This is a genomic window from Rhizobium sp. YTU87027 (assembly GCF_050644135.1).
In the GTDB taxonomy this organism is placed as follows: Bacteria; Pseudomonadota; Alphaproteobacteria; order Rhizobiales; family Rhizobiaceae; genus Rhizobium.
This window is the reverse complement of the sequence record NZ_CP098441.1, coordinates 1,960,616-1,983,406: the sequence shown is the minus strand read 5'-3', so window position 1 is coordinate 1,983,406 and position 22,791 is coordinate 1,960,616. Positions and strand designations below refer to the sequence as shown.

The following is a 22,791-nucleotide window of genomic DNA, read 5'->3' as shown; positions in this document are numbered from 1 at the left end:
TCCATGGATAATCTGAGTTCGGTTGATGCTGAAGGCGGAAGCGAAAACGCGGCTCTCGCAAGTGCGGACAGCAGTTCGGGTTTGCGCGTCAGAGTACTTAACGCGCGTGATACTGAAGTTATCCGTGAAGGATGCTCGTCCCAGGATTTGGCACGCTACAGAAACGCTAAGGATGAAGACGTCATTTTTGAAATGCAGTTTGTGGACGCAGAAACCGGTGAGTCAAAAGTCGCGACCGCCACTGCAGGAATGCTACGCGAAGTAATTTCGGCGATCGAGAACGACCAAACCATGCAGGGCTTGCTAGCCAATTATTGGTCTGAATTCGCCCGCAACGATGGACACGATGTCGAACAGAAGATTCAGGAAGCCTGGACGGCTCTAGCGGTTGCCTTTGACCGCCTGCTTTTGGGCCTCTTTGGCGCAGCCGTGGCCCGAGGGTTCGTTGGCGTAAGACTCCGCATGGTCGCAATGCATATCTTTTCAAAGTAAGATTGAACTCAACAAGGTAACGCGCAAATGGATCAGTCGACCGATCTACCGGATGCAAACGCGATCATTACGCGGAATCAAATTTCTGCGCGTGCAAATACTCCGTGCCTACCGAAACGAAAAGGGCTGATGAGTACTCCATTTGTTCGCGCGAATTCGTCCGGTACCTCGTCGGCTGCCATCAGCAACCTGCGTGACAACTGCATCAAAGTCTTGATGATTGCGTTGTGCGCTGCAAGCGTGCTCGGGAACGCTGCAAATTCAAAGCAGGCAGAGTGCTCGAAGTATTGGCTGAAGATATGGGAAGCCCGTACCGACCCCGAAAAATGGTCGTATACAGATCTATCTTACTATGCGCAATACGGGGCCCATCCAACCATTCCAGGCTACTCGTCGACGGAGATAGCAGCTTATTTCGCGGCACTGGCAATCAAGAATAATCAGGGTCTCGACATACCTAATTTTACTACTTCTTCGGAGAATATGCGCAAACTCAATAGGTCCATAGCGCTACAAGAGGCACTGGCACGCTTCTATGGGATTAGGATCCCAGGTCCGTTTGACCGCAATCGCAGCAAGTGCCTTTTCACCGAAGCATCTACCACATGTCTTCCAGGTCTGGCCCGTCGCTTGTTACCGGAAGCCGGAAAGATGCAGCAGTATCTGGACACCGCCGTCCGTACCAGCCGGCTTGGGGGTGTTCCCTGCGAAGGGGCAATCGAACATTTCAACAGTCCGAATTATCGCTAAATCTCTGAATTAAATGGGATATCCATGAATGATCGTCGTTTGGCCGTCGGAGAAAAGGGCCCGGCCAAGAACTTGAAGGGAAGAAGTTCGAAGTCGCCCGGAATCTCGGGAGGATTTGAGCATGCCCCTTCTTTCGCTATTCGAATCGTGCGGGGCGACCGATGAGCCCTCTATCCGATCTGGCTGGCTATTTGTTCGACAAACTTGTTACCGGGTGGAAGAATAGAAGCCTACTATCGAACATATTGATTAGCATTATCTTTTTCGTTGTCTTCTCGATCTGCTTAGCAATTTTTGCTCTGAATATGCGAGAAACATTTCTTAGCTTCTTCTGAAGGGCCATACAATGTCTGATAGAGTGAACAGTACTTTTCGGCCTTGTCCAGGTTGGCCTGACGATTTCGGGCTCTTCCGTTTTGGGCTTCCAGTCGCACGGTCGTGTCGACAGAGGACGCTCGAAGACATGCGCTTACGTCAAAATATATGGTCGATCAGAATTCAAAGTTAGGAAGGCAACAAACTTCGATCAAATACAAATTTATCGGCTCTAAAACATTTTTTCTGCCGGTGGTGTTTTGGTAGATTTTTAGCTTCGATGGAGGGTTAAATAGATGTATGAGCCAGTACTGTTGGCGGAATATAGAGACGGAAGGCGTGTATTTCAATTCGAAATACCTGACGGTCTATCCAGTATATTTGTTGATAAATACTATTACGTAAATATCGTTGATGACGATAAGCGAGCGATACAGAGGGGTATTTTATATATCGCGAAGGAACAGAGGGATATTTTAGGAAAAGTAGGGAAGCCTACTGCATTTTATGTCACGGATGAATCCGGAAATCTGGACGTTTGTGTATACCGTGACGGGGGGTGTGTCGCAATTGAACGCCCGCTGTCGCCTGACGAAATCGAACTTGAAGGGCAGAAGTTCAAAGACGCCCTGAATCTCGGGAGGATTTGAGCATGCCCGTTCTTTCACCATTCGAATCGCACAGTCTGACTACGCTTGCGGACATACTGACTTCCGACGGCGGGATGGCTCTTACAGTGGCTGGGAAGCCGGTTTCAATTCGGTATCAGGCGGGAACTGTAATTGACCGCTGGGAACAAATTAACGAAGCGCGCGACGTATATGTTACTCTGAATAACTTAAACACATCCAGCGTTGCTCGTAATATCATTAGTAAATCGAGTATAGGAAGCTATCTAGTCAATATTATGGACGGCAAATACGCGCCGCCTTCCGGCGGAAGAACGTTTTTCGGGGTTGGAGGGGGTAATCCTCCCCGCACATAAGGGGCTTCAAAAGTAGAATTTTCTCGGCAAGATGCTCGAGGAGATTTTGATGAAGAAGAGCCGATTTAGCGAAGCCCAGATCATGTCGGTGTTACGCCAGGCGGAGGGTGGGATGCCTGTTCCTGACCTGTGCCGCGAACATGGCATCAGCACCGCGTCGTTTTACAAGTGGCGTGCGAAGTATGGCGGGATGGACGCCTCCATGGTGAGCCAGATGAAGGCGCTGGAAGAAGAGAACCGCCGCCTGAAGCGGATGTATGCGGATTTGAGCATGCAAGCCGATCTGTTGAAGGAGGCTCTTGGAAAAAAATGACGCGGCCATCTCAGCGCCGGGAGCTGGCCGAGAAAGCAGTGGCGAAACGCGGTGTGAGTATCGCGCTGGCGTGCCGGACGTTTGGCGTCAGCGAAACCTGTTACCGGTATAGCCCACAACGCAATGTCGACAACGAGCAGATTGCCGATCTGTTGCTTGGGCTTGTGAAGATAAAGAAGACGTGGGGTTTTGGCCTCTGCTTCCTGCACCTGCGCAATGTTCAGGGGTATCGCTGGAACCACAAGCGGGTCTACCGCATCTACCGGGAGCTTGAGCTGAATCTGCGGATCAAGCCTCGCCGACGGCTGAAGCGCGAGAAGCCGGATGAATTGGCAGTTCCGGCTGCGCCGAATATGGTCTGGTCGATGGACTTCATGGCCGACCGTCTCGCAGACGGTCGCCAGTTCAGGCTTCTGAACGTGTTGGACGACTTCAACCGCGAGGGCTTGGGCATTGAGGTCGACTTCTCGCTACCCGCCGAAAGGGTCGTGCGCAGTCTCAACCAGATCATCGAATGGCGGGGCAAGCCGCTGGCGATCAGGGTTGATAACGGCCCGGAATACGTCAGCGGCACGCTCATGGAATGGGCTGAAACACGGGGAATTGCCCTGAATTACATTCAGCCAGGCAAACCGCAACAGAACGCCTATGTCGAGCGCTACAATCGAACCGTTCGGCATGAATGGCTTGATCTGTATATTTTTGACAGCATAACGGAGGTGCAGGAGATCGCCACAGAGTGGCTTTGGACATATAACCATGAACGGCCCAACATGGGCATTGGCGGCGTCACACCCGCTCAGAAACTGAAAATGGCCGCGTAAATTCTACAGTCAAACCCCGTTAAAACGGGGAGGATTACCGTCTCCCCCTAATGGTCTGCTGTTGCGATCTTGACCTCTTTCACGTCATCGCCCAGCCGCTTACGGGCAGGCCTGGACGAAGGCCGCGACATTGCCGTTGCCGCCCTGGCTGACATTGGCGTTGCAGCCATGACCGACCTGGACGCCAGCCGCGATGTTGCCATTGCCGTCCTGGGTAAGGATCGTCGTGTGGTTGGAGCCAAACTGGCCGATGCCGGCGACGTTGCGGACGCCGTTCTGATAGGTGGCGCCGTAGTTGTCATTGCCCTCCTGACCGACAGCCGAAAGGTTATGACGACCATATTGATGGCCGATAATCCGGTTGTAGCCGCCGTTCTGATAGGTTCTGATCCGGTTTGCGTATCCTTCCTATGGGCTTGTAGCAGGTATCGGTGTTCCCGATGTTGGCCTTGGTCAGCGGCTTCCACGCGTCGCGATCAAAGTCGAAATATCAAGAAAGCAGCTGCCGGCATCGGAGCTGAACCATTGAAACCGCAAGCAGGCGGGTCTCACGACTATAATCCAAGTCAAGATACACGTTGGCTTCGCCGCCGCGCGGGAAGCCCGCCGGCCGGGCCGGTCTTGTTGTCGTTGACGATCGCCGTCCCGCATCCGATCTGAATGAGGTGTAGTGCCCTGCAAAGTTGGGGTCCTGGTGCATCCCCGAGTCAACCAGGGGTACTGAAAGGATGTCGGAACACCGGGGAGATCGATTTCGTCAGTGCGTTGTTTGATGTTCGAACTTCTCTGCGTCATTGCCGATCAGGTCGGAGATCGACGCGCGCTGTGGGCGCCTGATCGCATGCTGTTATTAGGCGCGAATGACAGCCTCGCCCGACAGTCGCCGGTAGCCGCCGCGCCAGTAAAGGAGTGGCCCAACATCCTCGCGCGTTTCGATCGCGCAAACGCGGCCGATAAGGATCGCGTGCGAATGGTGGTTGAGTACCGTTTCAAGTTCGCAGTCGAGAACGGTCAGCGCGCCTTTCAGTGCCGACGTGCCGGTCGAAAGACTATACCATTGCGCGTCCTGATAGCGCTCGATACCGCGGCGTCCGTCGAAACCGGCGAAGGATTGTGCGATATGCTGTTGGTCGGCGGTAAGCACGTTCACGCAGAAGCGGCGATACCGCTCGACCACAGGCCAGGAAGAGGATCCGCGATTGAGGCTGACGATCACCGAAGGCTGTTCTGCAGACAGCGAAGAAACCGATGTCGCGGTAAAACCTGTTCGTTCCTCGCCTTCGCCAACGGTGATGACGCTGACGGCGCCGGCCAGATGACGCATCGACAGCTTGAACGCAGATTGATCAACGAAGGGTCGGGTTGTCAGCTCTAGCATCCGCTCTCTCCCTATTAGCCCGCGGCCTGTGCCTTCGCGAAACGATTGGTTGGCATTGAAAGGCCAAGGTTCTCCCGCAGCGTCTTGCCTTCATATTCCTCTCGGAAGAGCCCGCGCCGGCGCAATTCAGGAAGGACCAGCGTTACGAAATCCTCGAGGCTCGACGGCAGTGTCGGGAACATCAGAATGAAGCCATCCGCCGCACGGGTCTCGAACCACTCTTCCATGAAGTCGGCAATCTTAGTCGGTGTGCCGGTAATGCCGTTGCCGGTGTGCTTTTCTGCATAGTGACGCACCAACTCACCGACCGTTCGCCCGGTCTTGACGAAATCGGTGAGCTCTTCGAATAGCGCCCGCGACCCCTTGGGCTCTGTCGGCAGTCGATCCATCGGAAACGGTTTGTCCAACGGGACGCCGCGCAGATCGGCTTCGAGAAACTCGGAAAGCATGAGGCGACCAACGTCCGGATGCATCTTGTCGATGAGGTAGTTGACCTTGGCCTGAGCCTCAGCTTCCGTTTCGCCGACATTCAGGACAACGCCCGGCATGATCTTGAGGTCGTCCGGATTGCGTCCGTAGGCCGGCATACGGCCCTTGACGCTTTCGTAGAATGCGCGGTTCCGGTCGATGTTCGAGGCGAGGCTGAAGACGATCTCGGCTGTGCGTGCCGCCATGTCCATGCCGGGTTCGGAGCCGCCGGCCTGCGCGATGACCGGCCGCCCCTGCGGCGAGCGGGCAATGTTGAGCGGTCCGCGCACCTGGAAGTGCTTGCCCTTGTGGTTGAGCGTGTGGTGCTTGCTCTTGTCATAGTAGACGCCGCTCTCACGATCGAGCAGCAACGCGCCGTCCTCGAAACTGTCCCAGAGGCCAAAGACGACGTCTACAAACTCGTTGCCGCGCTCATAGCGCAGGGCGTGCGGATCCAGCCCGTCGCGATTGAAATTGTAGCCCGTCTCGTCGTGGTCCGAGGTGACGACGTTCCAGCACGCTCGCCCATGGCTCAGATGGTCGATCGAGGCAAACAGCCGGGCGACGTTGTAGGGCTCGTAGTAGCTGGTGGAAACGGTTGCGACGAGACCGAGGTTTTCCGTCGTCACCGACAGGGCGGCTAGCAGAGACAAGGGTTCGAACCGGTTCATCTTCGTCGGAATGCGGGCGAGAGCATCCGGGTCGCCAACCGCTGCGGCCGGAGAGTCGGCCATGAACATGAAATCGAACTTCGCCGCTTCTGATCGTCTGGCAACATCGAGCAGGTGGCTGAAATCGTTGGCGCCGTGCACGTTGCTTGCCGGATGCAGCCACGAGGCCGGATGAAAGCCGAACGTGTAGACGAAGGTGCCCAGTTTCATCTTGTCGGTACGCGTCATGACAGTCTCCCGAAGGCTCTGATCCGTGATTGCCCAAGGTAGCGCCACGCGACTTTTTTCATCAATATCGCAACGCTTGCTTCCGTTTTAGTTTTTCTAAAGTGTCTGGGGTGCGGAGATCTGCGCCTGCCGCCGCGAGATGGCAATGAGCCAATCGCGAAACTCCGAACCATATGGCTTTTGCAGCGCGGAGCGGTCCCAGGCGAGGAAATAGCTCTCGCGCAGCGGCATTCTGATGTCGACCGGGATGACCAATGTCTGCGCTTCCAATTCGTCGGCAATCATCGACATTTGTGCAAGCACGATGCCGCGCTTGTTGACGGCAGCATCGATGGCGCTGCTCGACAGGGTAAAGGACAGGCCCGAGGGCGGACCCTTGAAGCTTCCTCCGACTTTTGCAGCAAATTCCGCCCAGCTGGGATAGGGCGTGAAATGCCGTTCCCATTCGACATGCAGCAACGGGTAGGACATGAGATCGGCGGCGGCCAGTGCTCTGTCGCCGATCAGGGCAGGGGAGCAGGCAGGAACGACCCAGTCGCGAAACAGCTCGGCATAGTGGTCATGCTGCACGACGTCCGAACCGTAACTGACGCGAAAATCGACTTCGTCGAAGCCCATTCGTGGTTCCTTGTCGCGACCGGTCACGCGCACATGCGCATCGGGATGCAGCGCCTGCCAGTCAAAAATGCGCCTGCCGATCCATTTGTTGACGACGGATGACAGCGCGCTGAGAACCAGCGCATTTTCGTTGCGGGCGCGCTCCAGCACCTGTTGGGCGAGCGCAAATTGCTCAAATCCCCTCGATATTTCGCGGTGGTAAAGCCTGCCCCATTGCGTCAGCTCGACCGTCCGACCGCTTCGCTCCACAAGAGTGATGCCAAGAAAGCTCTCGATCTTGCGTATCTGCTGGCTGATGGCGCCCGGAGATACGTTGAGCTCCGCGGCAGCCGCCATTACGCTCCCACAGCGCCCGACCGCTTCAAATGCCTGCAGCCCTTTGAGCGGAATTCCCCGGAATATCTGTTCGTCGCTCAACGCATTCCCCACTATGGCTCTCGATGTGACGTCGGCTTTTCGGCCGGATGAAAGATGCCGGCAAATTGGAAGCGATCTCCGGGATGAGTGATCTCGACATACGTCACCATGCGGTCATTCTGCCATGTCTGACGAATGAGGGTGAGGCAGGGCTCGCCACGGTCGATCGAAAGCATGCGCGCCGTCGCGGCGTCGGCTGCGACAGCCCGTATCACATGTTTGGCCTTAGACCACGGCACTTGCGACAGCAGCCATTGTGCCGGTGGTGCCGCCGCAAAACTCTCGTTTCTGGCAAGCGGCACGGTGTCCAGCAGGATGATGCGTCGCTCGAGCGCGGTCGGCTCCCCGTCGACGATGTGCAGACACTGAATTCTGAGGATTTCGGCTCCCGACATGCTGCCAAGCTGGGCAGCCTCCACGGGCCCCAGGGTCTCGATCTTTCGCGCCAGGATCTCATAGCGATGCTCGTGGCCCGCCAACATTGCCTCGGTGCCGATATCCTGGATGTCCATGACGGTGCGGTCGATCTGCGGCGAGGCGACGAATGAGCCGGTTTTACGTTTGCGCACGACAAGCCCGCGGTCGACGAGTGCTGTCAGCGCCTTGCTCACCGTCATGCGCGAGCACGCGTAGTCATTGATGAGGTCATGCTCTCTCGGGATACGATCGCCTGGACGCCAGTCCCCGTTCAGGATCTTCGCCTCTATGTCTTTGAATATCTTAAGATAAATTGGCTCCAAGACATGGCCTCATCACGCTGTCGACCAATACAAACGCAAACGCGAAATTTACGCTGGCAGGAGCCGCTCGGCACAAAAATTGCGTTCGTCGACTTTGACGTTGACACCCTAGGCTAGCGCATATCTATTTGTATAGTCAAAAGCGGATCATAGAAGTCCGCGCACGGGACTAAAAATCGGGAACTCGAACGCATCCTGGCGGGTGCGGAAACTGGAGAGATGACAATCATGATCGCACGTTCACTGCTTAAGGGCCTCGTCGGCGCCGCCTTCCTGGTCGGGGCGACCCTGTCGGCGCATGCGGCCGACACGCTTGCCGCCGTCAAGGCAGCGGGCACGCTGAAAGTCGGTACGGAAACCGCCTTTGCGCCCTTTGATTTTATCGATGCTGGCGAGCATGCAGGTTTGAACGTTGATCTTTTTGCCGAAATCGGCAAGGAGCTCGGCGTCAAGATCGAATGGGTGGCGCTGCCTTGGGATGGCGTGTTCCCGGCGCTCGAAGCCGGGAAGTTCGACGTCGTTGCCGGTCCCGCGACCATTACCAAGAAGCGCTTGGAGCGCTATCGCTTCACGCCGCCGATTGCCGAAGCGACCATCGCGATCCTGAAGAAGGCGGGCGACGCGACGATCAGCAAGCCCGACGACATCGCCGGCAAGACGATTGGCGTTGGCAAGGCCACTTCGCAGCTCGATCAATTGAAGGAATTCTCGGCAACGCTGCCTGCGAAGGTGGACATCCGCGAATACCCGGCCTTCACCGAATCTTATGCTGATCTCGCAGCCGGTCGTATTGCCGGTGTTGCCAACTCTTTGCCGAACATCGCCTTCGTTGCCAAGCAGCGTGAGGGAACCTTCGAGGTCGTCCTGCCGCCGTTCGGCAAGAAGTCCTATTTCGGTTTCATCGGCCTGAAGGATGCTGATCATGGGCCGCTGATGGACGCCATCGATGCAGCACTGCTGAAGATCAAGGCTGACGGCCGTATGGCCGAGCTGCAGAAGAAGTGGTTTGGCGCCACCTTCGACACGCCCGACGCCGTCAAGGACCCTGCATTCTGATTGCAGACCGATCGTCGATTGCGCCCCGGCCTGGGCGCAATCGAAGACGCCATTGTGCCTCCATGACAGCCAGGCGGGCTAAAGCCGGACATGTCCATCAAACTCTTCGAATTGCTTCTCTACGCGTCGATCTACACGGTGCTGATCAGCGTCGTTTCCATTCTGATCGGCTTTGCGATCGCAATCCTTCTGTCGGGCATGTTGCTGTCGAAGAAGGCGCCCTTCGTCATTCCCGCACAAATTTTCATCAGCTTCTTCCGCGGCGTTCCACTGCTCGTGCAGCTGCTTTTGATCTACAACATGTTGCCCGCGATCGGGCTGAACGTGCCGAGCATCGTTGCTGCCATCATCGGCCTGTCGCTTTGCACGGCGGCCTACCAGGCCGAAAACATGCGCGGCGGATTTGCCAGCGTCCCGATCGGTCTCGTGGAATCCGCCGAAATGGTGGGGCTGACGCCGGGCCAGATCTTCCGGCGCATCAAGGCGCCCATCGCACTGAGGCTGACCTTTCCGGCGCTCGTCAACGAGGCAATCCTCATCCTCAAGGCGTCGTCGCTGGTTTCCGTTGTCGGCGTCATCGAATTGACGCGCATGGCGCAGGATCTCGCCGGCAGCACCTTCCTGCCGCTGCAGATATTTGCGGCCGCGGGCCTGATCTATCTCGTCATCAACTGGATCGTGGCGCTTGCTGGTGATCTTATCGAGCGCTCGCTCCCAGGAGTGCGGCGATGACCTTCGATATCAACGTCATCCTTGACCAACTGCCTGCGATCATAAGTGGTGCCGGCGTCACGATCCTGATCTGGATCGTCGGGACGATCGCTGCCGCCGTCCTCGGATTTTTCGTCGCCGTCGGGCGCCGCTTCGGTGGCGCGATGCTAAACAAGGCGCTTGGCCTGATCGTTGCCGTGCTGCGCGGCACGCCGTTCCTCATCCAGATCTTTCTCGTCTATTACGGCGGTCCGTTCATCGGCCTGTCGCTTGATCCGCTGCCCGCCGGCTTGATTGGTATTTCGATCTATGGCGCCGCTTATTATAGCGAGATCTTCCGATCCGGTTTCATCGCCGTTCCGAAGGGGCATATCGAGGCAGGCGAGTGCGTGGGCTTAACGCAAGGGCAGATAATCCGGCGCATCCTGTTGCCTGAGATGACCATGCTCGTGCTACCGCCGTCTCTGAACATGGCGGTTCTCCTGATGAAGGAGACCGCCGTCCTGTCAATCATCACCGTTCCGGAACTGACGGCGACGCTGAGTGCCATCGGCGCCCAGCAATATGCTTTCGTCGAAGCCCTGTCCGTACTGGCGCTCTTCTATTGGGTGCTCGTGGAGATCACCGGCAGGCTTGGCCGCCTCGTCGAAACGAAACTCACCAGATTGAGGTTTTTCAACGCATGAGCCTTCCCGCGATCGCAGTCAGAAATCTCGTCAAGAAATTTGGGGATACGACGGTTCTCCAAAATATCGACATCGAGATCCCGCAGGGCCAGGTCTCCTGCCTGATCGGACCTTCAGGCTCCGGCAAGAGCACGCTTCTTCGCTGCATGGCGTTTCTCGAGGAAGCAACGTCGGGAACGATCACGGTCAATGGCGAGGTCCTCGGTTTCACCGAAAATGCGCAGGGCGTGCGGGAGCGTATTGCGCCTGCCGCAACCCGTGCGATCCGTGCGCAGATCGGCATGGTGTTTCAGCAGTTCAACCTCTGGCCGCACATGACAGCGCTTGGAAATGTCAGCGAGGCGCTGAAGACCGTCCACAAGATGAGCCGCAAGGATGCGGAAGAGCGTGCGATGGCTCAACTCATGAAAGTCGGCCTGGAAAGCCGGGCAGGGCATTATCCGTCGCAGCTTTCCGGCGGACAGCAACAGCGCGTGGCGATTGCCCGGGCGCTGGCGCTCAAACCGAAGATCATGCTTTTCGACGAGCCGACGTCCTCCCTGGACCCGGAACTGACCGGCGAAGTGTTGAATGTCATGCGTGATCTGGCCGCCGAAGGGATGACGATGGTCGTCGTCTCCCACGAAATCGGCTTTGCGGCCACCGTCGGGCAGAAGATCGCATTTCTCGACCATGGCAGGATCGTCTTCACCGGCCCACCGCAAGAGGTCTTCAGGAAGCCGAGAAATGCGCGGCTCGAGCAGTTCCTCGACACCTACCTCGACCGCGGAGCATCGATGTTGCTTTAAGCGGCAACGACCGGGTGTGGCGTCGCACACTGCGGGCCCACAATTGATGGATCATGCGACGGCACGTCGGTGCTCTGCCTGGCCCGTCCCGAAACGAGGATGGTCCGCCGGTTCCGGTCGCGCGCATCATGGATATTTGCCTTCAGATCGATAAGGGTCGAAGGCCAGGTCTTGGGCCGCTATGCGTCTCGCGCATGGGTGGCGTGAGGTCTTGATACTGTTCGCCGGCAGGGGATGCGCTTATATCAGCGTCATCGAAGCAAACGAAGCGCCACGGACTGGCAGCTGTGCTTCGAAAGCCCAGGAAAGGGGATAATCATGAACGTAGCACGCTCTTTCAACAATTGGCGCAAGTACCGTCAGACGGTCTCCGAGCTTAGCCGTATGAGCTCTCGCGAGCTTTTCGATCTCGGCATCGATCGCGCCGACATCCGCAGCGTTGCGAAGGCAGCGATCGGCCGTTAAGGCTGGCAAACCGCCAAGGTTTTCGATTTTCGAGCGCCCGCAGTTTTCCTGCGGGCGCTTTTTCTTTGGCTTGCGCGCACGGTTCGTAAGCGTCGGAATGTGTGTCGAGCCACCCGATAGACGCATAGCGCATGGCAGGCATGCAGAAAACTGCCTGTCATTTGGGCGAAAATGGTGTAGAAGTTTATCCATCGAAGCGATGCACCTCCTCCCGCAGCGCTTCGTATGGCAAGCGTCCCTCTCCTCCTCCCAGGGTCGCTTGCGGAACAGCAGCACTCCTCCCAGCTGCCGTTCGGTTATTTCAGGAAAAGCCTGCCGCACCTCCTCCCGCGGCAGGCTTTTTCGTTTGTGCTGCGATTGCGGCACGCCGGGTCGCGCCGGCGACGGGCCATTGCTCCGCTGAAATCTTGAAGACGTTGCACTGGTTGAGGGCGATCGGATGCCCCCTCCATTCTACGCCGCAACCATCCTTCGGGAAAAAGGCAGGGATCTTATACATGCCACGGCCGAAAGGATCACCGGAAGGCACGCAAGATAGGACGTGCGGATGCCGGCGTGCTCTGCCACGAAGCCCAGGAGCGGAGGGGCAAAGAAGAACACGACGAATGACATTTGGCCGAGTGCCGCGACGTTGAGATGGGCGGCGCGATCCGCGCGTTGTGCCGCTGCCGAGACGGCGAGCGGATAGACCGCACTGCACCCTCCACCCATGAGGGCAAACCCCGCAAGGGCAACAGATTGGTGTGGAGCGAGCCAAACCGCACAAAGCCCGGCGGCGGATACGAGAAGCAGCGTAAAGGCCACCGTTCGCGAGCCGAAGCGATCGACAAACGGGTCGGCAAACAGCCGTGTGAGAGCCATGAAAAACGTGAAGAGCGTGAGACCCAGCCCTCCGACAAACGGTTCTGAGGCAAAGACGTCGCGCATATAGATCGCCGACCAATCAATCCCTGCACCTTCGACAAGAAATGCCGCAATGCCTATGAGGCACAGCGGAAGCAGTCCAAGCGTCGGAAGCGCGATGTGCCCTGGATCGGCATGTTCGAGCGTTGGGCGGGCAGGGGCATTGCGCATGCCAGCGATGATTGTCGTTCCAGCCAGGAGGACGAATGCGAACGTCAGGGCAAGATGAAGCTTTACCGACAGTCCTGCCTGGCGGGCAACGGCAGAAACCAGGGCGGTGACGAAAAAGCCAAGGCTCCAAAATCCGTGAGCTCTGTTCATGACGCCACGGCCTAGCTGCGCCTCAATGCGATCGATCTCGACGTTAAGATTGATCTCGAGCGCTCCCGCCAGCAGCCCTTCCATGAGGAGGAGCGCAAAGACGAAAGGTGCCGCACTCATCCAAGGCACGAGAGCAAGCAGCGCGGAGGTTCCAAGAATGGTAAGGAACGCTGTCGTTCGCGCGCCAAGGCGCGCGACGATGGCGGATGAAAAGGTCAGCGATACGAGAGCGCCAATTGCGGCGCCAATCAGCGTCAATCCAAGCTCGGATTTGTCGATCTGCAAGGCGTCCTGAAGATCGGGTAGACGCGAAAGCATCGCTCCCATCGACACCGCAAAAAGGAAGAAGCAGACATAGATTCGCTGCTGCGGCGCGATTTTCATGCATGGCTCCCGAGAATCGTAAAGGCTGAGCAAGCCATATTTATCCGAGCAGGACGAATATCGGCAACTCGCTTGCAGCCAGGGCTCCGCTTGCAAGCCCAAAAGAAGCCCCACCGAAGCGGGGCTGGAGGAAGATTGCCTATCTAACGCTCAACTCGCCAGACGGTTCCCGCACATGGCGGCCGGCTATCTTAAACCGTGAAGGCCGATGCCGACGGTCTCGTGAACCAGTGCGGACCGTCTTCAGCCATATAGATATGATCCTCAAGTCGAACACCGAATGTGCCGGGAAAGACGATCATTGGTTCGTTCGAGAAGCACATGCCGGCAGAAAGCGGCGTCCGGTTGCCTCTGACGATGTAAGGTGCTTCGTGGATTTCGAGCCCCAGCCCATGGCCCGCGCGGTGGGGCAAACCGGGCAGACGATAGTCGGGACCAAGACCGTGTCGGGCGAAAGTGTTACGGGCGGCGGCATCGAGGCTATCGCAGGGTGCTCCCAATCTTGCTGCCTCGAACACTGCCAGCTGTCCCTCACGCTCGATCGCCCATGCGCGCTGAAATTCTTTGTCGCCATCGTCAAGCATATAGGTGCGCGTCAGATCGGAGTGATATCCGTCAATTCGGCATCCGGTATCGACAAGGATAACGTCCCCCGCTTTCAAAATCTGTTCACCATCGGCGCCGTGCGGCAACGATGTCGCCGGCCCGAACGACACGATGCAGAATGTGGAACCATTGTCGGCGGCTGCGCTGCGGTGCTGCTGGTCGATGAAGCGTGCCACTTCTGACGCGGCAATACCAGGCGAGATTGTGTCGCGGACCTTGCGGTGGATGTTCAGCGTGATGTTCATCGCATATTGGATCAGGGCTATCTCGGCCGGCGACTTGATCGCCCTTTGCGCCCGTAGCATCGGTCCGCCGTCGACGAGCCGCCCTGTGCCCATCTGTTCTGAAAAGGCGTGGTAGAAGGAAAGAGGCAGGGTGTCGTCCAGCGCCAGCCTGCCGGCCGGATCGACCAGTCGTGACACGAGTGCGACGCTGCTTTCCTCCTCCTCCCAACTGAGAATGTCGCCTGGCAGGTGGGGCAGGGTTTCGACGCGGCTGCATTCGAAGCCGGGAACGATATAGGTGAGATTCTCGTCCGTCACGATCGCACCGAGCAGCCTCTCGCTCAGATGCCAGACGAGGCCGGTGAAGTAGCGCAGGCTCTCGCTCGGCCCCAGGAAGGTCGCGGCAACGCCGTGCGCCTGCATGCTTTGGCGAAGTTGCGACAGGCGAGCGTGCCGCTCCTCTTGCGTAATTGCCGCGACGGGATGGGGCCAGACTGGGTGTGACACGCGATTATCTACCTGCAATGAATGCCGAAATGAGACGTCTTGATCCAGCATAGGGCAATTGTAGGCAATTTGTCGACATGTCAAATGCAGGCTGCGCACCGGCAGCGGCATAGCTCAGCATCGGATTACGGCACACCCGTAGGGTTCAAGTGTCAGAGGCGAGCGTATATCGTGGCCTGTCAGCAGGTCGGTCCCCGAAGGCAGCGACGCCAAGATGACGGGCGCTTCATCGGTATTCATGACAAACATCAGCATGCGGTCTTCGCTCTCGCGGACAGCCACCTCCACCCCAGGCGGGAGATCGGCGACCAAAGGCGCGATACCGGCACGGGCAAACAGCTGGTCGGCAAGCCCTTCGACCAGCGAAGGCGTCAGATATGTTCCCATGTAGACGGCGTGGCCAGCGCCAAATCTGCGGCTTGTGATCATCGCCCGGCCAGTTGCAAAGCGGCTGCTCCATTTTCCAAGGACCTCGACGTCGGGATCGGTATCGAGGATTTCGTAAAGATGTGCCGCCTCGTGCTCGCGGTTGCCGAGCACGAAGCTGTAGCGACGGTCGGCGGAACTGGATGCTAGCTGCGTCGCTGGATTGTGCATGCCGTATTCAGTTGCCTGCAGTGCAAACAGGCCAGCCGCGCCGGGTTCCGCCACGCGACCGAACTCCTCGACCCGCACCCCGCATAATTTCGAGAGCGTGGCACCGGGCGCCTGGGCGGCCGCGGGAATATGGTTATTGATGTCGCGCGTCCCGGTCATGGCGCCGAAGACAACCGTCCCGCCATTGTTGACGAACGCCTCGACCTTGGCGTCCCATTGCGGCTTCCACATCACCCAGTGGGGAACGTAGAGGAGCTTGATCTTCGAGAGATCGTCTTCGGGGTGAATGAAGCCGCAAGCGATGCCGCTCGCGTAGCAATAGCGATGGAGATGGACGGCATCTTCCATTGGGCTGGGAAGCCCAATGGGATATGTCTTGTAGGCTTCCTGATTGTCGAAGTCGGCTCCGGCGATACCAACGTCCATCCGAACCGTCGTGCCGAGCAGGTCGCTCTTGATCTTGGCGATGTCGGAGGCGAACTCGGCTGCCTCAAGATACCTGCGGCGCGGCACGTCGTCATGATCGATGATGCCCATCCAATAGATTTCCGCGCCGTAATGTGCTGGGCGCCATCTGAAGAACATCAGGCCATCTGCCCCGCGCGCGACAGAACTCATGGCCATGCGCCGCATCTCGCCGGGCTCCGGCGTCATCGTCGAAAAACCCGGCTGACTGCCGAAGCCGGAGGCCTGTTCAGGCACGATGAAGTTGCCGCTGAAGGCCCTGCAGACGTCGAGGTGCAAGGCTTGCGTGGCGGCGTGGCCGCCTGTCCGACGCATCTCATCGTATAGCATCGGGTAGATATCGAAACCGAGGAAGTCGAGATCCTGCCCAAACTGGCCACGGAAGTCGATGTCCTCGAGACGGCCGAGATTGTGAAAGATGAACCAGTCCGGATTTGCGGCCCGCAGGATTGCGACCTGGTCGTGCTGGAATGCCGCGGTCGCCTGAGCCAGGAAACGATGGTAGTCCTGGACGTGGCCCGGGGCCGGAAAGCCCGGATTGTTCTGCCGAGGTGCAGTGATCTGATCGAAATTGTCATAGGCTGTCGCCCAGAAATTTCCGCCCCAGGCGAAGTTTAGCGAGGCAATGTCCTCGTAGGTGTCGCGGAGGTACCGCCGGAACTCGCGTTCGCTCGCCTCCGAATAGGACGTAGAGACTGTCGTATTCAGCTCATTGTCGGTCTGCCAGCCGATGATATGGGGATTGCCGCGGTAGTGGTCGGCCAACGCCTGCGTGATCCGCCTGCTGTGCGCACGAAAGACCGGGCTGTTGGTATCGGCGTGCTGGCGCGAGCCGTGCGTGGCGGCGCGTCCGTTCTGATCGACGCGCAGCACCTCGGGATAGGTCGATGTCAGCCAGCGCGGCGGGGTTGCCGTCGGCGTGCAGAAGATCGTCTTGATGCCATGCGCGCCGAGAACCTCGATTGCCCTGTCAAACAGGGTAAAATCGAAAGTGCCTTCGCGGGGCTCCATGATGTGCCAGGCGAACTCGCCGAGGCGCACGGTATTGAAGCCGGCAGCTGCCATTCGCTCGGCGTCGCGTTGCCAATAACTCTCGTCGACGTGCTCTGGGTAATGCGGCGCGCCGATCAGGAATTCGTCAATGTTGAGGGTACGCCAGACCGACAGCGGCGCTGGGGGCATGCGTTTCATTTGATATGTCCTTGCTCAGATTTTCGCGGAGGATTTGGGAAGAGTGACGGAGCGGCCATCGGCGGCGAAGAGATAGGCGTCGCGCTGGTCGAAGCCGACAGAGACGCGCGTTCCGAGCGTGAACGGCCGGATATCGCCGACCTGGACGGTGAACACGCCCGTCCCGCTGTCCGATCCCGTGGTGACAAGTTCCCCGGCCTCGGCATAGACGATCGTCTCGCGGCCGAGATATTCCATCAGGCGGACATCAGCCGAAAATGTCAGTCCGGTGGTGGTGTCGTCTATGCGCAGCTTTTCCGGGCGCACGCCGATGGTCACGGCATCGCCTGCGCTTACGGGTTCGATCAGTGCCTCGAAGTCGACGGTCAGTCCGCCGGCGCAGACGACCTTGGCCGAGCGTGCGTCGGCGGCTGCGACCTTGCCTGCAACAAAGTTCATCCGCGGCGCGCCGAGGAAGCCTGCGACGAACAGATTGACTGGATTGTTATAGAGTTCGAGGGGTGCGCCAACCTGTTCGATCTGGCCCCGGTTGAGGACCACGATGCGGCTCGCCATGGTCATCGCTTCGACTTGATCGTGGGTGACGTAGATCATCGTCGAGCCCAATTGCGCATGCAGCGTCGAAAGTTCGACACGCATCTGCGTTCTGAGCGCTGCGTCGAGGTTGGATAGCGGCTCGTCGAACAGAAAAACGTCCGGCGATCGCGTGATGGCGCGACCGATGGCAACGCGTTGCCTCTGTCCGCCGGAAAGCTGCTTGGGCTTTTTCTCAAGCTGTTCCTCAAGCCGCAAGATTTGGGCCGCACGTCCCACCGCCGCGTCGATCTCCTGCTTCGGGCGTCCTGCCATGCGCAGGCCAAACCCCATGTTCTCCTTGACCGTCATGTGTGGATAAAGCGCGTAGGACTGGAAGACCATTGCAATGCCGCGATCGCCCGGTTCCAGTTTGGTCACCTCGCGCCCCTTGATCAGAAGGTGGCCCGACGACACCGTCTCAAGCCCCGCGATCGTCTTGAGAAGGGTGGACTTGCCGCAGCCTGACGGCCCAACCATCACAACGAACTCGCCTTCCTCGATCGTCAGGTCGATGTCCTTCAGGGCATGGAAGCCTCCGTAGTGCTTCTGGACGCCCTTGATTTCTACACTGGTCATTTGACATGTTCCTTCGATTTTTCTCAGCCCTTGACGGCGCCGACCGTCAGGCCGGCGATGAAGTGGCGTTGCATGAGGAAAAACATGGCGACGGGCGGGATCGCGACCATGATCGTTGCCGCCGCAACGAGGTTCCAGGAGGATACCCACTCGCCTCTGAGGTTGTTGAGACCAGCGGTCACGGGTTTTACTGCTTCGCTCTGGGTGAGCACGATCGCCCAGAAATAGTCGTTCCAGACAAATGTGAAGGTGAGAATTGCCAGCGCTGCAAGCGCCGGACGCACGAGCGGAACCACGACATGAACGAGTGTCTGCCTCGCAGACGCTCCCTCGGCGCGCGCAGCCTGGAACAATTCGTCGGGAAGGGCGGCGATGAAGTTGCGCATGAACAGCGTCGCAAAGCCGGTCTGGAAAGCGATGTGGAAGATGATGAGGGCGTAGTAGGTGTCGTACAAGCCCAGCTCTACCATGAGGTCGCGAACCGGAATCATCATGATTTGAGCCGGAAGGAAGTTGCCGCCGACGAAGAGCGCAAAGATCAGTTGCGCAGACCTGAACCTGTAGCGGGAAAGGACGAAGCCGGTCATGGTGGAGAGGATGAGCACGCCAAATACGGACGGCACGGTGATAATCAGGCTATTTATGAAATAGCGTGCCATGGCGGTCTGGGTGAAAACGGAGGTGTAGTTTTCAGCAAAGTTGAACGTTTTCGGCCAACCCCAATAGTTGCCCGCCATCACCTCGTCGAAAGAGCGCAGCGAGGTCGCCATGACCGCAAGCAGGGGAACGAGCCAAAGGAGCAGAACCAGAACAACAAGGCTGATATAGAGACCGCGCTTTACCGGCGCATCGTCGGCGATTGGACGAGGATACATCAGGCGCCCTCCTGTTCGGGCTTCAAGAGCGTGTGCAGGTACCAGGCGATAAATGCGGCCATCATTGCGAAAAGAACGGTGGCGATCGCCGCGCCATAGCCGAACCGGTACGAAAAGATCGATTGCTCGTACATCTGGTATGCGAGGACCTGTGAAGAGCCAAATGGCCCGCCGGACGTCATGACTGCAACCATGTCGAACGAACGAAGAGCGCCGATCACGGTGACTGCCAACGCGATGAAGCTCACCTCGCGCAACTGCGGGAGGATGATGTGCCGGAGCATGGCGAGCCCCCGCGCACCATCGACGCGGCCTGCGCCAATCAGATCCTCACTGAGGTTGTTCAGTCCGGCGAGGAAGAGTACGAGACAGAATGCGATCTGCGGCCAGAGTGCTGCGAATACGACGGCGAAGGTCACGAGATGCTCGTTCGATAGCAGCGCCGGCGCCGTTGCTCCAAATGCCGAGAACACAAGTGCTATGAGACCGAAGGTGGGATCGTAGAACCAGGTGAAGACGACGCCGACCGTCACGGAGGCAAGCACGAGGGGCACGAAGAACAATGACTTGAGCACCCTCATGCCACGGACCGGCTGATTGAGCAGCAGCGCCAAGGCGAGACCAATCGGCGGGGCGAGCATGAAGACTGCCAGCCAGATGAGATTGTTCTTCAGCGAGACGTAGAACTGCGGATCACCCAGAAGCTCCAAGTAGTTGGCAAGGCCGACCCAGGTCTTGACGCCCACACCGTCCCAATCGAAGAACGAGATCCAAATGGTCTCGACCGAGGCCATGATGATCACGATGCCGAACAGGACTGCTCCAGGCATCAGGAACAGTGCTGGAGCGATCCAGCTCCGGTTTTGTCGCCAGAAAACTGACATGTTTGATACTCGAATCCTTTGAGGCGAATATCGCCGGTCATCGCTGCTTTTTGACGGGGACCGCAGTTTCAAGGGCGGTCCCCGCCGGTGGCGGCGCGCAAGGGAGGAGGCGCGTCGCGTTCAGCGTGGCTACGATTTGAAGATGCGCTTGCGCGTCGTTTCGAGGCGTTGAAGAATCTGGTCACGGCGCTCTGGTTTGACCATGAACTCCTGGAAGGCTTTCAGGCCCTCCTGCGCCATGTCCGGATCCGTGTCGCGGTCGTAGTATTGCGCCGAGCCTGCGACGCTCTTCAGGGATTGGACTGCCGCATTGACGAGTGGATCGTTGCTCGGCGGGCAGTCGTTGCGCGGCGGCACGCCGCTTTCAGCCTCGATGAACGCACCAAGGTTTTCCGGCTTGTAGAAAAAGGCCAGGAAGTCGCGAGCGCCCTGCTTGTTCTTTGCCTTCGCAGGCACGTGGACCGAATTGAGGGAAAAATCCTCGTAGCGGGCGAGGCCCGGAGCAATCTCGGGGAAAGGAGCGTAGCCGATCTGGTTCACCTGGTCTGCCGGGAACCCGTACTTGATGAAGCCCCCCAAATCCATCATGGCAGCTTTCTTCTGGGCGAGCGCTGCAGCCGCCTGCTCCCAGCCCGATGACGTGTGGTTCGGGCTGAACATCCCGGCCTTGATCATCTCCTGCCATTTGTCGAAGACCGGCGACAGAGCCGGGTCGGTGTAGGCCATCTTTCCGTCCATGAGCTCAAGGTGCTTGTCGAGGCCGTTGATGCGCAGGTTCATATGGTCGAACCACCCCGCAGCCGGCCACATCTCCTTCGTACCCATGCTGACGGGGACCATTCCCGCCGATTTCGCCTTCTCGCCGAGTGCGAAGAGTTCGTCCATGGTCTGCGGTGGCGTCCAGCCCTTCTCGGCAAACACGTCCTTTCTGTAGAACATGCCCCACAGAAGGCCGGCAAGCGGGAGACCGTACTGCTTCCCATCCACAGTGACTGCGCCGGCAGTCTGTCCAAGCGGCTTCTGATAGCCTTCCTTCTCGAACAGGTCGGAGATGTCGTCGAACAGTCCGCGTTTGACAAAAGCCTTCATGCGGTTGCCAGAGAACCAAAAGCAGACATCCGGCGCGCCGACGACGAGATAGCTGCGGATCGCTGTCTTGTGGGCCTCATGGTCCATGTTGTTGATCGTGACCTTGGTGCCGCTCTCTTTGGAAAAGGCGTCCGCGATCTTCTGCAGCACCCCGCGCTGTCCGGCATCGCCAATGTTGGAGATGATCGTGACCTCGCTGGATTGCGCAATGGCAGGCGCGCTTAAAGCCGCTCCCGCAAGCACTGTGCCCGCGCCGACGATGAACTGGCGGCGCGATGGTGCCGCGAATGTGAGACGTGACGTCAAATCCTTCATGAATGTCTCCTCCAGACAAAGCTTCGCCTCGGTTGCGCGAGCGTTGCCGCGCAGCCGCCTGAGATTTCCCATTTGGTCGTTATTGCCGCCGCGCAGCGTCGAAATGTCGATCCGCGGCACACTCCTCAATTGCCAACGCGGTCAACCTAGCTTAGTTTCGACAGTCGGACAATATTTATTTTAACAAAAAAAATAAAGGTAGCCATGAAGATCAACGCTACGATGTCGCGGGCGCTAAACCGCCGAATGGTCCTGAACCATCTCCGGCGCGAGGGTCCGATGTCGCGCGCCGACATCACCGCTCTCACCGGCCTCAGCCCCGCCGCCGTTACCTTCGTCGTTGCTGAACTGATGGACGAGGCGCTGGTTCATGAGCGCGAGGCCGTCGCCAATATCAAGGGAAGGCCCTCGACGCCGATCGACATCAACTATGGTTCACGGCTGGCATTCGGCTTCAAGCTCAACAAGGATAGCATCAACTGCGTTCTGACCGATCTGGCGACAACCGTGCTGGCCTCGGCCGACGTGCGCATAACGGATACGTCGCCAGCCGGCATCACCACGGCGATCGCAGGCAACATGCCCGTGCTTCTCGAAATCGCCGACAGGGCCGAGGCAGATGTGATGGGGATCGGCGTTTCCATCCCGGGCGAAATCAATCCGGTTACCGGCATGTGTATCCAAAGCCCGCGCTTCGGATGGCAATCACTCCCCTTCGCCGAGCTTTTGGGGGAGCGGGTCAAGGTCCCGGTATGGATCGACGACGACGTCAACGCGTTCGGTATCGCCCAAAAGCTATTCGGGGCGGGAAGAGAGCACCAGAATTTCGCCGCGCTCGCGATCGGCGCGGGCATCGGATGCTCTCTGGTCATCGGAGGCGAGATATATCATGGAGGCAGGAGTGCGGCTGGAAAGCTTGGACACATAATCTCCGTCGAGAATGGAAGGCGATGTGAGTGTGGCCGGCACGGCTGTCTCATGGCGCATGCTGCCGAGCCTTACATGCTCGACGAATGGCAGCGCCTGTCCGGGGCGCCGATTTCGCGCGACGGCTTCGTCGAGGCAGCGACCAACAATTCGGAACTGGCGATATCGATACTTCGTGATGCGGGTTTGCGCGTCGGACGACATCTGGCCGACGTCGTCAACATGTTCGATCCTGATGTCATCATCGTTGGCGGCGAGGCGGTGCAGTTTGGAGAACTGCTGCTGGGACCGATCCGGGAGGCCATGGAGCGGTTCTCTTTCTTTTCGAAGCCTGAACTCATTGCGGACTGGGTGTCGAATTCCTGGGCACGGGGAGCGGCCGCACTGGCCACCCAGAACATATTTGATTTTCAGCGGGCGCCGAGTGGCTGACCTGTTCGAAATCC

Annotated in this window: 21 protein-coding genes and 1 pseudogene; 10 read left to right on the top strand and 12 right to left on the bottom strand. The window is 58.3% G+C overall.

Annotation, left to right across the window (positions count from 1 at the left end):
* The first annotated feature begins 3 nt into the window (after window positions 1–3).
* From NBG89_RS28350 to NBG89_RS28335, 4 genes are all read left to right on the top strand, one after another.
* Complete coding sequence (locus tag NBG89_RS28350) at window positions 4–492, top strand: hypothetical protein (protein WP_431323597.1); 489 nt, start codon at window positions 4–6, stop codon at window positions 490–492.
* Between the two features lie 27 nt (window positions 493–519).
* Complete coding sequence (locus NBG89_RS28345) at window positions 520–1,242, top strand: hypothetical protein (protein WP_431323596.1); 723 nt, start codon at window positions 520–522, stop codon at window positions 1,240–1,242.
* 611 nt (window positions 1,243–1,853) lie between these two features.
* On the top strand, window positions 1,854–2,207 hold the full coding sequence (locus tag NBG89_RS28340; RefSeq protein WP_431323595.1) for a hypothetical protein: 354 nt from the start codon (window positions 1,854–1,856) through the stop codon (window positions 2,205–2,207).
* 384 nt (window positions 2,208–2,591) lie between these two features.
* A protein-coding gene (locus tag NBG89_RS28335) for an IS3 family transposase (protein ID WP_168302474.1) occupies window positions 2,592–3,679 on the top strand; the annotation gives its coding sequence in 2 pieces (ribosomal slippage) (window positions 2,592–2,853 and window positions 2,853–3,679; 1,089 coding nt in all).
* Between the two features lie 99 nt (window positions 3,680–3,778).
* On the opposite strand, the pseudogene NBG89_RS28330 reads toward NBG89_RS28335, so the two are convergent.
* From NBG89_RS28330 to NBG89_RS28310, 5 genes and pseudogenes are all read right to left on the bottom strand, one after another.
* Window positions 3,779–4,087, bottom strand: a pseudogene (locus NBG89_RS28330) (curlin); the annotation flags it as partial.
* A 442-nt stretch (window positions 4,088–4,529) separates the two neighbouring features.
* Window positions 4,530–5,057, bottom strand: coding sequence for a flavin reductase family protein (locus tag NBG89_RS28325; protein ID WP_431323594.1), 528 nt, complete (start codon window positions 5,055–5,057; stop codon window positions 4,530–4,532).
* A 14-nt stretch (window positions 5,058–5,071) separates the two neighbouring features.
* Window positions 5,072–6,424: an LLM class flavin-dependent oxidoreductase gene (locus NBG89_RS28320; RefSeq protein WP_431323593.1), complete on the bottom strand. Its 1,353-nt coding sequence runs from the start codon at window positions 6,422–6,424 to the stop codon at window positions 5,072–5,074.
* Between the two features lie 96 nt (window positions 6,425–6,520).
* Window positions 6,521–7,459, bottom strand: coding sequence for a LysR family transcriptional regulator (locus NBG89_RS28315; protein WP_431323592.1), 939 nt, complete (start codon window positions 7,457–7,459; stop codon window positions 6,521–6,523).
* An 11-nt stretch (window positions 7,460–7,470) separates the two neighbouring features.
* Window positions 7,471–8,199 (bottom strand): UTRA domain-containing protein, encoded by a 729-nt coding sequence (locus tag NBG89_RS28310; RefSeq protein ID WP_431323591.1) that lies wholly within the window; start codon window positions 8,197–8,199, stop codon window positions 7,471–7,473.
* 228 nt (window positions 8,200–8,427) lie between these two features.
* Here NBG89_RS28310 and NBG89_RS28305 point away from each other — a divergent pair, with 228 nt between their 5' ends.
* The 5 genes from NBG89_RS28305 (at window position 8,428) to NBG89_RS28285 (ending at window position 11,905) form a co-directional block, all read left to right on the top strand.
* On the top strand, window positions 8,428–9,255 hold the full coding sequence (locus NBG89_RS28305; RefSeq protein ID WP_431323590.1) for a transporter substrate-binding domain-containing protein: 828 nt from the start codon (window positions 8,428–8,430) through the stop codon (window positions 9,253–9,255).
* 90 nt (window positions 9,256–9,345) lie between these two features.
* Window positions 9,346–9,987 (top strand): amino acid ABC transporter permease, encoded by a 642-nt coding sequence (locus NBG89_RS28300; protein ID WP_431323589.1) that lies wholly within the window; start codon window positions 9,346–9,348, stop codon window positions 9,985–9,987.
* Complete coding sequence (locus NBG89_RS28295) at window positions 9,984–10,652, top strand: amino acid ABC transporter permease (RefSeq protein WP_431323588.1); 669 nt, start codon at window positions 9,984–9,986, stop codon at window positions 10,650–10,652. The genes NBG89_RS28300 and NBG89_RS28295 overlap by 4 nt, the downstream gene beginning before the upstream one ends.
* The gene (locus NBG89_RS28290) at window positions 10,649–11,440 is read left to right on the top strand and encodes an amino acid ABC transporter ATP-binding protein (RefSeq protein WP_431323587.1); all 792 of its coding nucleotides are present in this window, start codon (window positions 10,649–10,651) and stop codon (window positions 11,438–11,440) included. Before NBG89_RS28295 ends, NBG89_RS28290 begins: the two co-directional genes overlap by 4 nt.
* Window positions 11,441–11,758: 318 nt before the next feature.
* On the top strand, window positions 11,759–11,905 hold the full coding sequence (locus NBG89_RS28285) for a DUF1127 domain-containing protein (protein WP_431323586.1): 147 nt from the start codon (window positions 11,759–11,761) through the stop codon (window positions 11,903–11,905).
* Window positions 11,906–12,358: 453 nt separating this feature from the next.
* Here the strand turns inward: NBG89_RS28285 and NBG89_RS28280 are convergent, their stop codons facing one another.
* From NBG89_RS28280 to NBG89_RS28250, 7 genes are all read right to left on the bottom strand, one after another.
* A complete protein-coding gene (locus NBG89_RS28280; protein WP_431323585.1) occupies window positions 12,359–13,513 on the bottom strand; it encodes an MFS transporter in 1,155 nt (384 codons plus the stop codon).
* Between the two features lie 191 nt (window positions 13,514–13,704).
* A complete protein-coding gene (locus tag NBG89_RS28275; RefSeq protein WP_431323584.1) occupies window positions 13,705–14,850 on the bottom strand; it encodes a M24 family metallopeptidase in 1,146 nt (381 codons plus the stop codon).
* A 114-nt stretch (window positions 14,851–14,964) separates the two neighbouring features.
* Window positions 14,965–17,103, bottom strand: coding sequence for a beta-galactosidase (locus tag NBG89_RS28270; RefSeq protein WP_431323583.1), 2,139 nt, complete (start codon window positions 17,101–17,103; stop codon window positions 14,965–14,967).
* Window positions 17,104–17,118: 15 nt separating this feature from the next.
* On the bottom strand, window positions 17,119–18,255 hold the full coding sequence (locus tag NBG89_RS28265) for an ABC transporter ATP-binding protein (RefSeq protein ID WP_431323582.1): 1,137 nt from the start codon (window positions 18,253–18,255) through the stop codon (window positions 17,119–17,121).
* 23 nt (window positions 18,256–18,278) lie between these two features.
* Window positions 18,279–19,130, bottom strand: coding sequence for a carbohydrate ABC transporter permease (locus tag NBG89_RS28260; protein ID WP_431323581.1), 852 nt, complete (start codon window positions 19,128–19,130; stop codon window positions 18,279–18,281).
* Window positions 19,130–20,014: a carbohydrate ABC transporter permease gene (locus NBG89_RS28255; protein WP_431323580.1), complete on the bottom strand. Its 885-nt coding sequence runs from the start codon at window positions 20,012–20,014 to the stop codon at window positions 19,130–19,132. The genes NBG89_RS28260 and NBG89_RS28255 overlap by 1 nt, the downstream gene beginning before the upstream one ends.
* A gap of 129 nt (window positions 20,015–20,143) precedes the next feature.
* Window positions 20,144–21,418: an ABC transporter substrate-binding protein gene (locus NBG89_RS28250; protein ID WP_431323579.1), complete on the bottom strand. Its 1,275-nt coding sequence runs from the start codon at window positions 21,416–21,418 to the stop codon at window positions 20,144–20,146.
* 204 nt (window positions 21,419–21,622) lie between these two features.
* On the opposite strand from NBG89_RS28250, the gene NBG89_RS28245 reads away from it, so the two are divergent.
* Entirely contained in the window at window positions 21,623–22,777 is a 1,155-nt protein-coding gene (locus NBG89_RS28245) for an ROK family protein (protein WP_431323578.1), read from the top strand.
* Window positions 22,778–22,791: the final 14 nt, after the last annotated feature.